The organism is Phytohabitans sp. LZ39, from assembly GCF_059359075.1.
On sequence record NZ_JCADBM010000001.1, the window covers coordinates 297,177 to 311,747 of the forward strand.

The following is a 14,571-nucleotide window of genomic DNA, read 5'->3' on the forward strand; positions in this document are numbered from 1 at the left end:
TCCGGGCAGTCGTGAGGGAACTGTCCAACTGGGTCGGGTTCAGTCGAATGCCGAGACGCGAGCCGGTCGCTGTAGCCCGCTCGATAGAGACACCACCGCCGGGGCGATCTCGGGAGCCGGACACGGCGGTGCACCGAGACCGTGTGACCGAAGAAGATCGGCCCTCGCCGCCGGGTCGCCATCGCATGTGCCGGGGACGCCGAGCGGGGAACGCCACCCGGCTGCCTCCCCGAGAACCACACGAAACCGCAGCCGCCAAATGACGCCGAGGCCCATCGACACCCGCACGCGGAACGGGCGCCGGGTCTCATCGGCGGCCTGCCAAATCTGGGCGACCGATGGTCCTCCACCAAGCGGCCTCGATCCCCGTCGGCCGCTGAGGCTGACGCCAGAGGATGCGGGAGCGAAGTCAGGACGGCTCGGCCCGTCGCAGAGCATCACGACCGCCAGCGGAGGGCCCCCGCGTCACCAGAGAACAGGAGAAGTCGATCACCGATGTTTCCCGTGAAACATCGCCTCCACCGGTCGTCGTCGCACCCGATGGAAGCAGCCTCGCCACGACTCGCCTAGAGAACGAAGGACCCCTCCCTCGCGCGGAACCATCGCCCTGCGAGGGACGGCACCCCAGCCGGCGATCACCAAACACGTGGTTCATGTTTCACGGGAAACGAGCCGCCGCCTGCGCCCCCCGTTTCACGTGAAACCACGGGCCTGCACAATCCACAGAGGTTATCCACAGACGGGCCAGATTCGAGAGAAAGTGCCGGTCGGGGACGGTGGTTGCCTGTGGACAGAGAAGGTGGCGTCCGCCCGAAACGGGGAAGGACAGCGGTCCTGAACTCCGTTAGGGTCAGCCTCGTGCCAGACACAGCATCCCCCGTTCCTGACTTCACGAAGTGGCCCTCCTTCCCTTTCGAGGGCGACCTGCGGGTCAAGCCACTCGACCCGCCGGTGGACAACGAGCCGGCGCGCAAGGGCGAAGACGCAGCGGACTGTAGCGCGTGCAACGCGCCCGACGAGTCGTACATCTGGGTCAGTGAGCGATGGCGTGTGCGCGCCATGGATCGGCCCACCGGACTGCCGATGGTGCTCATCCTGGAGTCCCGCTCGCACCTCGATCTGGGCGACCTGCCCAACCTGTTGGCGGCCGAGCTCGGCGTGATGACGGTGCGGCTGGAGCGGGCTGTCCGGTCACTCGACGGCGTGGCACGCGTCCACGTAAACCGGTGGGGAGACGGGTCGGCACACCTGCACATGTGGTTCCTCGCCCGGCCGTACGGGCGGCTGCAACTGCGTGGCACGTTCCTCTCGCTGTGGGACGACATCCTTCCGCCGATCTCCGAGTCGACGTGGCGGGAAAACCTCGCGCTCGTCGCCGCGTGGTTGGCGGAGTTCGGCGGCAGGCCGCTCGCCGAGCCGCCGCGGATCGAGTGGCAGGCGCCGTCGAGCCTGGTGCAGCAAGCGGAGGCCGAGGCGGCCAGCCTCGCTCAGCAAGCCGAGGCCGACGACACCTCAGTGGCGCTCATCGAAGCACCCGCCGACGAGGAGACCGCTGCCGAGGACGCCACCGCCGAGGACGCCACCGCCGAGGACGCCACCGCCGAGGACACTGCTGCCGAGGACACCGCCACCACCACCGCCGAGGACACCACCACCGAGGACACCGCCGCCGAGGCGACTCGCGACGGCGCGACCGCCGACCTCACCAGGAAGGCCGCAACCCAAGTGGCGACCTCAAGCGCAGCCGCGCCAGCCACCGACCCGGCACCAGCCGGCGAAGCCAAGCCGGCGGAAGCCACCGTCGACGAAGACGCCGCCACCGTCGACCTGGCGCGCCAAGGCCAGCCCGCCCCCGCCGTCCCGGCCGCCAGGTCCGCCGAGCAGTCCGAGGCCCGCGGAGGAACACCCGAACACCAGCGCGCCACGACCTGAACCAACCGACCAAGCAACGCGCCCCCGCACCGGGACTACCCGGCACGGGGGCGCTTGTGTCTGGAGGCTCAGGATCCGCGTCGAGCCGCTTGCTCCACCAAGGTGGCCAGCAGCCTGCCGAAGTCGAGCCCGGCCGCCTGCACCGCCAACGGCAGCAGTGACGTCTCCGTCATGCCGGGCGACACGTTTACCTCGAGTACGTGCGGCTGGCCTTCCGGGTCGACGATCAGGTCGACGCGCGAGAGATCGCGCAGCCCGAGTGCCGAGTGCGCCGCGATCGCGGTCTTGGCCACCACCGCCGCCACGTCCGGGTCGAGCCGGGCCGGCGCGTGCCATGTGGTGAGGCCGGCGGTGTACCGGGCGGCGTAGTCGTACACCCCGTTGCGCGGCACGATCTCGACGGCTGGCAGCGCCTGCGGTCCCTCGCCTTGGTCGACGACCGACACCGCCACGTCCATGCCGGCGACGTACCGCTCGACGAGCGCCGTGGAGTCGTACGCGAAGCAACCCACCATCGCGGCTGGGAGTGCCGTCGCGTCCCGGACCACCGCGGCGCCCAGGCCGGAACCACCCTGCGCGGGCTTGACCATCAGCGGCAGGCCCAACCGGTCGGCGATACGATCGAGCACCGCCACCGCACCGAGCTCGGAGAAGCGGTCATGTGGCAGCGCGACCCAGTCGGGTGTGGGGATGCCCGCCTCGCGCAGCACCGCCTTCGCCGACGGCTTGTCCCAGGCGAGGCGTGCCGAGCGGGCGTCGCAGCCGACGTACGGCACGTCGCACAGGTCGAGCACCCCGCGCAGTGAGCCGTCCTCACCGGTGGCGCCGTGCAGCGCGATGACCACCGCGTCGGGTGGGTCGGCTTGCACCGCGGGCAGCAGTGAGACGTCGGCGTCGCGCAGGTCGGCCTGGATGTCGGCGCCGCGCAGCGCGTCGAGCACGCGACGTCCAGATTTCAGGGACACATCCCGCTCGTACGAGAGGCCGCCGGCAAGGACGAGGACGCGAAGGTCCGTATTCATGCCTCAGATCATGCCAAGCCGGGGTCAGGGGCATCGGCCGCGGCCTGCCCCCGCCGGCGCGCGGCCAGCCCGGTCATCGCGCCGAACACCTGCCGCATGGCCAGCTCCTGCTCCATCACGCCGGCCAGCCGCCGCACGCCCTCGCGGATCCGCTCCGGGGGTGGGAACGAGAAGTTGAGCCGCATGTGCCCCGCGCCCGTGCCGTCGGCGTAGAAGCCGGTGCCCGGAACGTACGCCACGCGGGCGGCGATGGCCCGCGGCATCATCGCCTTCGCGTCGAGCCCTTCGGGGAGGGTGGCCCACACGAAGAGGCCACCCTTCGGCTCGGTCCAGGTGGTGCCGGCGGGCATCAGGTCGGCGAGAGCGCCCAGCAGCGCGTCGCGCCGCTCGCGGTAGATCTCCCGGTACGTCTTCAGCTGCTCGCGCCAGGGCATCGTGGCCAGGTAGGTGGTGACGGCCGCCTGCGCGTAGGCGCTGGGGCACAGGATCTGCGCCTCGCTGGCGATGACGAGCTTTTCCCGCACCGCGTGCGGCGCGAGGATCCAGCCGACCCGCATGCCGGGCGCGAACGTCTTCGAGAACGTGCTCAGGTAGAACACCCCGTCGCGGCGGCGGGAGCGCAGCGGGGCGGGCGCGTCGCCGTCGAAGCTGAGCTGGCCGTACGGGTCGTCCTCGACCACCAGCAACCCGGCGCGTTCGCAGATGTCGAGCACCCGCTCGCGCCGCTCCTCGGTCAACGTCACGCCGGCCGGGTTTTGGAAGGTGGGGATCGTGTACAGGAACTTGGCGCGCCGCCCCGACCGGGCGACCTCCGCGATCGCCAGCTCCAGCGCCTCGGGCACGATGCCGTCGTCATCCATCGGCACGTGCACGACCTGCGCCTGCGCGGCCTGGAAGACGCCGAGCGCGCCAACGTAGGTGGGGCCCTCGGCGAGCACCACGTCGCCGGGGTCGAGGAAGATGCGCGCGACAAGGTCGAGGGCCTGCTGCCCGCCAACGGTCACCACGACGTCTTCGGGGGAGGCGCCGCAGCCGACGTCGATGCCGGAGAGGGCCATCACCTCGCAGATCCGCTCGCGCAGCTCGAGCGTGCCCTGACCGATCCCGTACTGGAGGGTGGTGTGACCGTGGTCGGTGGCGAGCTTGCCGAGCATCTCGCCCACCGCGTCGAGCGCGAGGGCGGAAACGTAGGGGGCACCACCGGCGAGCGAGACGACCTCGGGTCGGCTGGCCACGGCGAAGAGGGCGCGGATCTCCGAAGCCGTCATGCCGCGCACCCGCCGGGCGTAGCGATCGGTATAGTCGTCGAGCGTCGTGCCGGTCATGACTCACCTGCCTCGTGGGTGCAAACACGCATCCGAGCCCAGCCACACTGCTGGCCGATCGATCCTAGTCCTCGGGCACAATCCTCCCCAGCTGGTTCCACATTCCGGGCCCAAGGGCCGACCAGACGGGTCCCAAGGGTGACCGGTTGCCCGACCTCTCCCCTGACGCGAAGTTCCGGCGTACGATCTGCTGTCGGGGGCAAGGAGGCGGCGCGTGGCTGCAATCGAGGCTATGAGGATTCGGCGATGTCGCGACGCTTGGTCAGTCTGACACTCGACACTCTCGAGGATCTTCCCCGTCCCTGCCGCGCCTGCGTGTTCTGGGAGCTGGATCCGGTCGCCGCGGAGCGCGCGTGCGCCGCCGGCGATCCCGGCCTGGAAAAGGAAGCGTGGGTCTCCCAGACACTCCTGGAGTGGGGCTCCTGCGGCAAGCTGGCGTACGTCGACGGCATGCCCGCCGGCTTCGTCATGTACGCGCCGCCGGCCTACGTGCCCCGCTCGATGGCGTTCCCGACGTCCCCCGTCTCGGCCGACGCGGCGCTGTTGATGACGGCGCACATCGTCACCGCGTTCGCCGGTGGCGGGCTGGGGCGCATGCTCGTGCAGGGCGTCGCGCGCGATCTCACCAAGCGCGGCATCAAGGCGATCGAGGCGTTCGGCGACGCCAAGTACGGCGAGGCGGGCGACGGCGAAGACGGCTGCCTGGCACCGGCCGACTTTTTCCTCTCCGTCGGCTTCAAGACCGTGCGGCCACACCCGCGCTTTCCCCGGCTGCGGCTGGAGTTGCGCACGGCCCTGTCGTGGAAGTCCGATGTGGAGTACGCGCTGGAGAAACTGCTCGGATCGATGAGCCCGGAAAGCCTGCTACGTCCGGTTCGCCCCGCTACGCGATCAACGTCGGGCTAAATCACGACACTGCGGCTGCGCGCAGGCTCCGCACGTCGATCGAACCGGTCGGCACGTCGGCCTCCATCGGGAAGTACATGCGCTGCACCGCCGCCACGACCGCCTCGACCACGCGGTCGCGGAAGGCCGGATCGATCAGCCGCTCCCGGTCGGCCGGCGACGTCAGATAGCCGACGTCGACCCGCACCGCGGGCATGCGGGTGAGCCGGAGCAGCTCCCACGTCTTCGGATGGGTCGCGCAGTTGCGCAGGCCCGTGCGCTTGACGATCTCGCGCAACACAAGCCCGGCCAGCCGCTCCCCCACGGTGGAGGTCACGCCGTTGCCCGTGCCGTAGTGGAAGGCGGCCACGCCGTCGGCCTCGGGGTTGTCGTGGCCGTCGATGTGCAGCGAGATGAAGAGGTCACCGCCGAGCTCGTTGGCCAGATCGGCGCGGGCGAGGTCGGTCAGCGCCGGCCCACCACCGGGCCCGCGGGTCAGGTGCACCCGCATCCCGGCCGCCGCGAGCCGGCCCTCCAGCCGCGCGGCCATGTCGAAGGCGAGGTCGGCCTCGGTCCAGCGCAGCGGCCCGTCCGGCACGACGATGCCCGGGTCGGAGCCGCCGTGGCCGGGGTCGATGACGATGACCTTGCCGATCAGGTTGGGACCGGAGCGGCGGAACGCCTCCGCCTCGCGCAGCCACTGCGGCCGCCCGCCGACCACCTTGCGGCCGAGCCGCTTGAGCGCGTGCATGGTCTGCGGCCCGCACGCCCCGTCTGGCTGGAGGCCCACCTCGCGCTGGAACTGGGCCACCGACCGCGCCGTGTTGGGGCCGAAGATGCCGTCGGCGCGGCCCACGTCGTATCCCATCTCCAGCAACCGCTCCTGGAGCGTCCGGACGTCTTCACCGACGAGTGGCTCGGGGATCGCGTGGTAGAGCGCCCGCGCGCCCAGGCGCCAGCGAGCGGCGTCCAACGCGCGCCAGGTCTCGTCGCCCACCAGACCGTCGACGGACAGGCCACGGGTCTGCTGGAAGCTGCGGACGGCCCGCTCGGTGTCGTTGTCGTACTCGTCGGCGCCACCGGTCAGGAGGTCTAGCTCGGCGAGGATCTGGTTGATCTCGATGACCGCGGGGCCGCGGTCGCCGCGCCGGATCGGACGCACGAGGACCTCCTCTGTGAGAACGCTTCAGGAGCCTATCCCGACCGGCGACGCACCGCCGGCCACCCGAAAACACACCCAAGAAAAGGGGCGCCCCCTATGGGAGCGCCCCGAAGCAAACAGCCGTTACAGCGCGGCCTCGATGAGCTTGACAAGGTCGCCCTTTGGACGGGCGCCGGCCACCGACTGCACCGGCTGGCCGCCCTTGAAGACGGTCAGCGTGGGCACCGACATGACGCGGTACGCGCGCGCGGTTTCCGGGTTTTCGTCGATGTTTACCTTGACGATCCGCACCCGGTCGCCCATCTCGCCGGCGATCTCCTCAAGCAGCGGCGAGACCTTCTTGCACGGCGCGCACCACTCGGCCCAGAAGTCCACCAGCACCGGCGTCTCAGATTGCAGCACGTCGCTGGTGAAACTGGCGTCGGTGACCGCCTTGGTTGTTCCCACGAAGACCCTCCTGAACTCAGACTTCCAGTGATGCGATGAACCGCTCGGCGTCCAGCGCGGCGGCACAGCCCGTGCCGGCGGCGGTGATGGCCTGGCGGTAGGTGTGGTCGACCAGGTCGCCCGCGGCGAAGACGCCCGGCACGCTGGTGTGTGTGCTGGGGGCGTCCACCACGACGTACCCACTCTCGTCGAGCTCCACCGTGTCGCGGAAGAGCTCGCTGCGCGGGTCGTGGCCGATCGCGACGAAAACGCCGGTGACGTCGAGCACCTTGCTCTCGCCGGTGTGTACGTTGCGCAGGCGCACGCCGGCGACCTTGCCGTCGTCTCCCAGAATCTCTTCGACGACCGAATTCCACTCCACGCGGATCTTCGGGTTGGCGAGTGCGCGATCGGCCATGATCTTGCTGGCCCGGAACTCGTCGCGGCGGTGGATGATGGTGACCGTCTCGGCGAACTTGGTCAGGAAGTTGGCCTCCTCCATCGCGGAGTCGCCGCCGCCCACGACCACGATGTGCTGGCCGCGGAAGAAGAAGCCGTCACATGTGGCACAGGAGGAGACGCCGTGGCCGAGCAGCTCCTGCTCGCCCGGGACACCGAGCGGCCGCCACGCCGAACCGGTGGCGAGGATGACCGCCTTCGCCTGGTACTCCGTCTCGCCGACATACACCTTCTGGGTGGCGCCGGAGCCGAGCCCGCCGGTGTCGACCAGCTCCACCCGGGTCACGTCGTCGGTGAGGAACTCCGCGCCGAACCGCTCCGCCTGCTTGCGCATCGAGTCCATCAACTCAGGACCCATGATGCCGTCGGGGAAGCCCGGGAAGTTTTCCACGTCGGTGGTCGTCATCAGCGCGCCACCGGACTGCGCACCCTCGATGACTAGCGGCTTGAGGCTGGCGCGCGCGGCGTACACCGCGGCGGTGTAACCGGCTGGCCCCGAGCCGATGATGATCAGATTACGGACCTCGTCCACTGCCGACTCCCGTAGTGTGTGTGCGCAGAGGAGAACCCATCGCGGGCAGCGATGATTCCCGACCCCTCGTCCGGGTGGGTCAGCTCACCCTATCTTCGCGCTGCCGCGGGTGTCCGCGCCCCGCGCCGCCAGGCCACACTCCGGACCAGACGCCCATACCCACCGTGCCCCGGAACTGTCCGTGAAAAACACGATCGCGGCCGGTGACCCCCGGAACGACGCGAGGTCGACCACGTCGACGCTGCTCACCCCGAGCGGGTGGACCGTGGCGATGGCCTCGATGCAGGCGGCCCGCGCCGCGGGATCGCGCAGCCGGTCGAGGGTCGTGAGCGTGCCGAACAACTGGCGCTCCGCCTCGTCCTGCGCCGTCACGGGACCGCTGGCAGGCATCGCCGGTGGGGCCGCACTCGCCAAATCGCCGTAATTTCGACCGCTCACCGTGACCGGCATCACGCCTCGCACCGCGTTGGGCACGGCCTCCGCGTTGCTATCGGTGCCTGCCGGCGCGTCCGCCACGGTGCCGGCGGCGCTGCCTTCGTCACCGCTGCCGAGGTGGTCGGCCTGGCTCAACCCGAGGCCGGCGATGGCGACGACACCGGCGGCGATCGCCGCCGGAGCGGCCCATCCGGGCAGCCGGCGCCGCGACCGAGACGCGGTCCGTGGGGGTCCATCTGGATCATCGGGTACGAGCGAGAGGGCTGGACGGTGTGGCTCCTGTGCCAGAGCGGCAGTGATCCGATCCGCCACCTCCGCGGGCATCGGCTCCGCCGAGGCACCCCAGGACGCCAGGCTGGCGCGCACGCCCTCGGTCGCCTCGGAGAGAGCTGAATGCGCCTCGGCCCACGCCGGCTCCTCGGCCACTCGCCGGGCCACCACGGCCTCCTCGGGCGTGCCGTCCAGCGCCCCGCCGACATAGTCGGCCAGCAGGTCGATATCGACCTCGCTGAACTCCTGCCCGGTCACTTCTCGTCCTCCACGCTCGCCGTGCGCGCCTGCGCCGTACTGGTTCGGACGCGACCGCCGGACTGCTGGTTCCCCCCACGGGCCCGGAGGTGACCCAGCACAACCGCCAGCTTGGCCCGGCCACGCGCACACCGGCTCTTTACCGTGCCCTCGGCCACACCGAGGATCACCGCCACCTCGGCAACCGGGTAGCCCTGCACGTCGACCAGGATCAGCGCGGCCCGCTGCTCCTCCGGCAGCTGGGCCAGCGCGTGCCGCACGTCGAGAGCGGTGTCGTGGTCGACCGACGGCGCGGCGGGCTCGGCGGCCACCGGCCGGTCGGGCTCGGTGCGGCTGCCGTCCGGCAGCGGCACGGTGGGATGGGCCTGACGCCGGCGGGCCCGGTCGAGACAGGCGTTGACCACGATGCGGTGCAGCCAGGTGGTGACCGCCGACTCGCCCCGGAAGCGGGCCGCCGCCCGGTGGGCGGACAGCAGCGCGTCCTGAAGCGCGTCGGCTGCCTCTTCGCGGTCGGCGAGCGTGCGCAGCGCCACGGCCCACAGCCTGTCGCGGTGCCGGTGGAACAGCTCGGCGAAGGCGTCTCGATCGCCGTCGACATGGGCGCGCAGCAGCTCGGCGTCGCTACGCGAGCTGTCGGTCACGGCTGCACACTAGCTCAGCCCGGCGACCACGATTTCCTGCACGCCGACCTTGAACGGCCACTGGCCGTCGCTGGTCTCGGGCAGCTCGGTGATGAAGAAGAGCAGATACTGGTACTTCTGGTCGGGGTCGAAGTCGGTGAAGCTCATCTTCGTCGCGTCGAACGCCTCGAACGGGTCGCCCACCCGCTTGTACGACTTCACGATTTGCTCGTCGCCGGCCGCGCTGCTGCCCGGGTCGGTGGTGCCCGCCCGCAGCTCCGCGGAGGCGCCGCTGTCGGAGAGGGTCACCTGCACCGAACTGACCGTGCGGGGCTGGCCCAGATCGATCAGGATGCCCATGCCCGGCTTGCGGTTGCCGAAGTCGGCAGTGCGGTAGCCATTGGGCTCCCAGCCGGTGTTTTCATTGCCGTCGACGACCTTGTCGGCGCCCTCGAGCTCCTGGCGGTCGCCGTCCGGCGGGTCGACGATGCGCACCTGGTTGGCACTGATCGTGAAGTTTTGCGGCTTGCCGGCGACGGCGCCGCCGCCGGTCGTGGGATCGCTGCCGGAAGTGGCCGGCGCGTTGGAGGGTGGCGCGGCGGTGTTGTCGCCGTCGCCGTCGCCCAGCGCGCTGATCCCGAAGAGCAGGCCGGCGACGGCGATCGCGAGGAGCCCGGCCACACCAGCGGCGATCTTGCGGATCGTCGCCCGCTGGGGCTCGGGGCGCCCAACGCCCGCGTCGACCGTGGCCGCGACGTCGCCGCGCGGGCCGGACAGGAACCGCAGCGGCCCGGCCTCTTCGTAATACGGCTCGTCGCCGGCGCTGTCGAGGCGGCCCAGCTCGGCCGCGAGCACATCGGCGGCGGGCAGCGCGAGCCGGCTGTCGAGCAGGTCCATCGTGAGGTCGTCGAGGTAGGCCGGGACGCCCGCCCGGATCTGGCGGGGCGCCGCGACCGCGCCGCTCGCGTCGCGCACCGCGTCGGGCAGCGCCGAACGGCCGGCCTCGGTGTGCGGCCAGTGGCCGGTCAGCGCGAAGTAGAGGATGCCGCCGATCGCCCGCACGTCGGTATCTTGCGTGTCGGCGTTGTCGGCTCGGGCGTCGGCGAGCACGACGCGGCCGTCGTCGCCGATCAGGACGGTGCCGGGGTGGATGTTGCCGTGGACCATGCCGGTGGCGTGCATCGCGGCGACCGCGTCGGCCACGGAGTGGGCCACCGTGGTGGTGCGGGTCGGATCGAGCGGCTCCTCGGCCACGATCTCGCGCAGCGACTCGCCGTCGACCCACTCGCGCACCACGTAGGCCCGCTCGGCCTCGTCGATCGCGTCGTAGACGCCGACAAGGCTGGGATGGATCACACGGCTCGCCGCGACGGCGGCCTGGAGCATCTCCATCGCGGAGTCGCCGCCGGGGTAGCGCAGCACCACCGCGACCGGACGCCGGAGCACCACGTCGACGCCGCGCCAGACCTGCCGCCCGGCGCTGTCGTTGTTGATGTGCTCCGCGAGCTCGTACCTCTCGGCCAGGATCTCACCGACGGTGGGCGCACCGAAGGTCATGACCTGGGGCGCGCTCTCGCTCGCCTCCTGACCTTCGCCGACCTGGGTCACCCCGTCCTCCCTCGGTGATCGTTTGGATCAAGTGGACCCGTGTGTGCTGCCTGTGATCTGGCCGCTTCGCCGCAGCCGGCAACCCGGCGGCGGGCACAACTAATAGCGTAGGCGCTACCCGCACCCGACGAGTGCGACCTTACCCGGGTCATGCGACCTCTCAACACGTCATCTTGGCGTGGCAGCCGGCCTGATGCGAGTCAACGGGGTCGACCTTGGGAGGTAAGTTGCAATCATCCCAGTTTGAAGCCTCCTGCAAATAGTGCGTTATAGGTACGCTTTCGCCATGTCTGATCTTGCGGGGCAGGTGCGCGACGGGTACGCCTTCGAGGGGGCGGCACTCGAGCTGGGCGCCCTGGTGGTGGACGATCGAGGCGACCCCGAGGCGAAGGTGCGCATCCCGCTCGGCATGCTCAACCGGCACGGTCTCGTCGCCGGCGCCACGGGTACGGGCAAGACCAAGACGCTCCAGGTGATCGCCGAGCAGCTCAGCGCGGCCGGAGTGCCGGTTTTCCTCGTGGATATCAAGGGCGACGTGTCGGGCATGTCGGCCCCGGGCAGCCCGAATGAGAAGATCAGTGCGCGGGCCGCCGACATCGGGCAGGACTGGCAGCCCGCTGCGTTCCCGGTGGAGTTCTACGCGCTCGGCGGGCGCGGCACCGGCATCCCGGTGCGCGCGACGATCACGTCGTTCGGCCCGGTGCTGCTGTCCAAGGTGCTCGGGCTCTCCGACGTACAGTCCTCGTCACTAAACCTGATCTTCCACTTCGCGGACGCGAACGGGCTGCCGCTGCTGGACATCAAGGATCTGCGCTCGGTCATCCAGTACCTGGTCTCCGACGAGGGAGCCGAACAACTGCGTTCGCTCGGTGGGCTCTCCAAGCAGACGGCCGGCGTGTTGCTGCGGGAGCTGGTGGCGTTCTCGGACGCCGGCGCGGACGACTTCTTCGGCGAGCCGGAGTTCGACACGGCCGACCTGATGCGTACCGCGCCGGACGGGCGGGGCGTGGCCTCGATCCTGGAGCTGCCCGGAGTCGTGACCCAGCCGGCGCTCTTCTCCTCTTTTCTTATGTGGCTGCTGGCCGACCTCTTCCAGGACCTGCCTGAGGTCGGCGACGTCGACAAGCCGAAGCTCGTCTTCTTCTTCGACGAGGCCCACCTGCTCTTCAAGGACGCGTCGAAGGACTTCCTGGAGTCGATCACGCAGACCGTGCGGCTGATCCGCTCGAAGGGGGTGGGCGTCTTCTTCGTGACGCAGACGCCCAAGGACGTACACCCCGACGTGCTCGCTCAGCTCGGCAACCGGGTCCAGCACGCGTTGCGGGCGTACACGCCGGACGACGCCAAGGCGCTCAAGGCGACCGCGTCGACGTTCCCGCACTCGGCGTACGACCTGGAGGAGGTGCTCACCAAGCTCGGCACCGGCGAGGCGATCGTGACCGTGCTGTCCGAGAACGGCGCGCCGACCCCGGTCGCCTGGACCCGGCTCCGCGCTCCCCAGTCGCTGATGGCCGCGGCCGACGCGGCGGCGATGACGGCGGTGGTGCGGGGGTCGACGCTGCACGCGAAGTACGCCGAGCCGGTCGACCGGGAGTCCGCGTACGAGAAGTTGGCCGCCCGGCTGGCGCCGCCGTCCACAGGTGGTTATCCACAGGGCTCTCCCGCGCCCGAGACGCCTCCCGCACAGAGTTATCCACAGGAGCGGAAGGCACCGCGCGGAGAGAAGGAGAGCCCGAACATGATGGAGAAGGTGCTCGGCTCCAGCGCTACCAAGTCGTTCATCCGGGCGGCCGCCACCGCCGCCGGCGCCGCCATCGCCCGCCAGATCTTCGGCACCGCGAAGCGCCGCCGCCGCTGACCCGGGAGGCTCCTAGCGGCGGATCTTGCGGCGGACCAGTGCGAAGACGCTATTGATCTCGGTGACCTTCAGGCCGAGGGCGATGGCCACGTAGGTGCCGCTGATCGCCAGCCCGCCGACCGCCAGCTGGAGGAAGGCCTCCCCCATGCTCGGTGTCCAGCCGCCTGGCAGCACGTAGATGACGGCGAGCCCCACCACTGTCGCGCCGACGGCGGCGACGCCCACTTTGACGACCGTGACGAGGATGCCGCCGAGCCCGATCGCCCCGATGCGCCGGTGCATGAGTATGGCGGTGATCAGCCCGGAGGCGGCATAAGACAGCGCGTTGGCGAACATCAGCCCGGGCGCCGCGAACGCCGCCGAGAACAGCAGGAAGATGACGACCTGCACGAGGATCCGCAGGCCGACCACCGGCAGGTTGACGAGAGCCGCGGTCTTGGTTTCCTGCCGCGCGTAGAGCCCGACGGTGAATAGCTGGCTGATCGAGAACGGCACGAGCGCCACCGCGGTCACCACCAGCACGATGGCGGTCCGGTTGGCGTCCTCCTGCGTGAACGCCCCGCGGCGGAAGAGCGCCACCGCGATCGGCGCGGCCAGCACCGCGTAGCAGATGGCGACCGGCGTGAGCACCGCCGTGATCATGCGGGTGCCGCGGGCCAGGTCGGCGGCCATGTCGGAGTGCCGGTGGTCGGCCGCCGCCGCGCTCATCCGCGGGGTCAGCGCGGTGATGATCGACACCGAGATGATGCCGTGCGCCATGTACATCAGCAGGAACACGTTGTTGTAGATCGCCGGGCCCGCGGCGCCCTTGCCGCTGGCCCGGTTGAGCAGGTTGAACGCGACGATCTGGCCGATCTGGGTGACGATGACGTAGCAGAGCGCCCAGACCCCGATCCGGCCCAGCTCGCGCAGGCCGAGCGCGCGGAAGTCGAAGCGCCACCGCCAGCGGAAGCCGACCTTGCGCAGCGCGGGCAGCAGCCCCAGGCTCTGGATCACCACGCCGAGCAGCGTGCCGGCGCCGAGCAGCAGGATCTGGCCGTTGGTCATCTGCTCCGGCCGGATCGCCTTCGCCCCGTAGATAAGGACGTAGACGCCGCCGGTCGCGATGACGACGAGGTTGTTGAGGATCGGTGTGAACATCGGCGTGGCGAAGTGCCCGCGGGTGTTCAGCACGGCGGTGAGGATCCCGGAGAGCCCGATGAAGAAGATCATCGGAAGCGTCAGGTACGAGATCTTCGTGACCAGGCCCTTGAAGGCATCCGACTGGTCGCTGCTCGTGTAGAGGAGCGTCAGCACCGAGGCCAGCACCGTGACGATCAGCGCGGCGGCCGCCAGCACCACCACAGTGAGCGTCACCAGCCGCTGCGTGTAGGCCTCGCCCCGGTCCGGATCCGCCTTCCGCCGCCGCACCAGCACCGGGATGATCGTGCTGCTCAGGAGCGCGCCGAGCAGCAGCTCGTACACGATGCCGGGGAGCACCTGCGCCGTCGTGTAGGCGTCGTTGATCGCGGCGCCGCCGAGCGCGGCGGCGAGCACGACGGTGCGCAGGAAGCCGGTGCCGCGGCTGACCAGGCTGCCGATCGCCATGACGGCGCTGTTGCTGGCCGCGCTCCCCTGCTCCACCTCCACGGCCGGCTCGAGGTCGGGAGCGGACTCCACGCCGGGGGCGGGATGCATGCCGTACGGCATCGGCTGGGTCGAGATCAGCACGGCACCGTCCGGGTACTGCTGGTGCGCGCTGTGCCCCGCGTTGGCGCTCTTATAGAGGCCGCCGCCCAT

At 70.4% G+C, this 14,571-nt stretch carries 12 protein-coding genes; 3 read left to right on the forward strand and 9 right to left on the reverse strand.

The genetic code is table 11. The features are described 5' to 3' along the window. The first annotated feature begins 1,083 nt into the window (after nucleotides 1-1,083). Nucleotides 1,084-1,932: a hypothetical protein gene (locus tag AC5L36_RS01370; protein WP_441216313.1), complete on the forward strand. Its 849-nt coding sequence runs from the start codon at nucleotides 1,084-1,086 to the stop codon at nucleotides 1,930-1,932. A gap of 68 nt (nucleotides 1,933-2,000) precedes the next feature. Here the strand turns inward: AC5L36_RS01370 and AC5L36_RS01375 are convergent, their stop codons facing one another. Further along, nucleotides 2,001-2,954 (reverse strand): D-alanine--D-alanine ligase family protein, encoded by a 954-nt coding sequence (locus AC5L36_RS01375; protein ID WP_441216031.1) that lies wholly within the window; start codon nucleotides 2,952-2,954, stop codon nucleotides 2,001-2,003. A gap of 8 nt (nucleotides 2,955-2,962) precedes the next feature. Next, nucleotides 2,963-4,279: an aminotransferase-like domain-containing protein gene (locus AC5L36_RS01380; RefSeq protein WP_441216030.1), complete on the reverse strand. Its 1,317-nt coding sequence runs from the start codon at nucleotides 4,277-4,279 to the stop codon at nucleotides 2,963-2,965. 246 nt (nucleotides 4,280-4,525) lie between these two features. Between AC5L36_RS01380 and AC5L36_RS01385 the strand changes: the two genes are divergently transcribed. Further along, nucleotides 4,526-5,185, forward strand: a complete 660-nt coding sequence (locus tag AC5L36_RS01385; RefSeq protein WP_441216029.1) for a GNAT family N-acetyltransferase — start codon at nucleotides 4,526-4,528, stop codon at nucleotides 5,183-5,185. 1 nt (nucleotide 5,186) lies between these two features. Here the strand turns inward: AC5L36_RS01385 and AC5L36_RS01390 are convergent, their stop codons facing one another. The 6 genes from AC5L36_RS01390 to AC5L36_RS01415 all read right to left on the reverse strand — a co-directional run bounded on the left by AC5L36_RS01390 (nucleotide 5,187) and on the right by AC5L36_RS01415 (nucleotide 10,934). Beyond that, entirely contained in the window at nucleotides 5,187-6,326 is a 1,140-nt protein-coding gene (locus AC5L36_RS01390; RefSeq protein ID WP_441216028.1) for an N-acetylmuramoyl-L-alanine amidase, read from the reverse strand. A 123-nt stretch (nucleotides 6,327-6,449) separates the two neighbouring features. Beyond that, entirely contained in the window at nucleotides 6,450-6,773 is a 324-nt protein-coding gene (gene trxA, locus AC5L36_RS01395; RefSeq protein WP_441216027.1) for a thioredoxin, read from the reverse strand. A gap of 16 nt (nucleotides 6,774-6,789) precedes the next feature. Next, nucleotides 6,790-7,743 carry a thioredoxin-disulfide reductase gene (gene trxB, locus AC5L36_RS01400; RefSeq protein WP_441216026.1) on the reverse strand — a complete coding sequence of 318 codons (954 nt, stop codon included), beginning with the start codon at nucleotides 7,741-7,743 and terminating at the stop codon, nucleotides 6,790-6,792. An 84-nt stretch (nucleotides 7,744-7,827) separates the two neighbouring features. Further along, complete coding sequence (locus AC5L36_RS01405) at nucleotides 7,828-8,706, reverse strand: RsmA family anti-sigma factor (RefSeq protein WP_441216025.1); 879 nt, start codon at nucleotides 8,704-8,706, stop codon at nucleotides 7,828-7,830. Next, nucleotides 8,703-9,347 carry an RNA polymerase sigma factor SigM gene (sigM, locus tag AC5L36_RS01410; RefSeq protein ID WP_441216024.1) on the reverse strand — a complete coding sequence of 215 codons (645 nt, stop codon included), beginning with the start codon at nucleotides 9,345-9,347 and terminating at the stop codon, nucleotides 8,703-8,705. Before sigM ends, AC5L36_RS01405 begins: the two co-directional genes overlap by 4 nt. Before the next feature lie 9 nt (nucleotides 9,348-9,356). After that, entirely contained in the window at nucleotides 9,357-10,934 is a 1,578-nt protein-coding gene (locus tag AC5L36_RS01415) for a protein kinase domain-containing protein (protein ID WP_441216023.1), read from the reverse strand. 286 nt (nucleotides 10,935-11,220) lie between these two features. On the opposite strand from AC5L36_RS01415, the gene AC5L36_RS01420 reads away from it, so the two are divergent. Then, complete coding sequence (locus tag AC5L36_RS01420; RefSeq protein ID WP_441216022.1) at nucleotides 11,221-12,792, forward strand: helicase HerA-like domain-containing protein; 1,572 nt, start codon at nucleotides 11,221-11,223, stop codon at nucleotides 12,790-12,792. Nucleotides 12,793-12,804: 12 nt separating this feature from the next. On the opposite strand, the gene murJ is transcribed toward AC5L36_RS01420, so the two are convergent. Next, entirely contained in the window at nucleotides 12,805-14,571 is a 1,767-nt protein-coding gene (gene murJ, locus AC5L36_RS01425) for a murein biosynthesis integral membrane protein MurJ (protein WP_441216021.1), read from the reverse strand.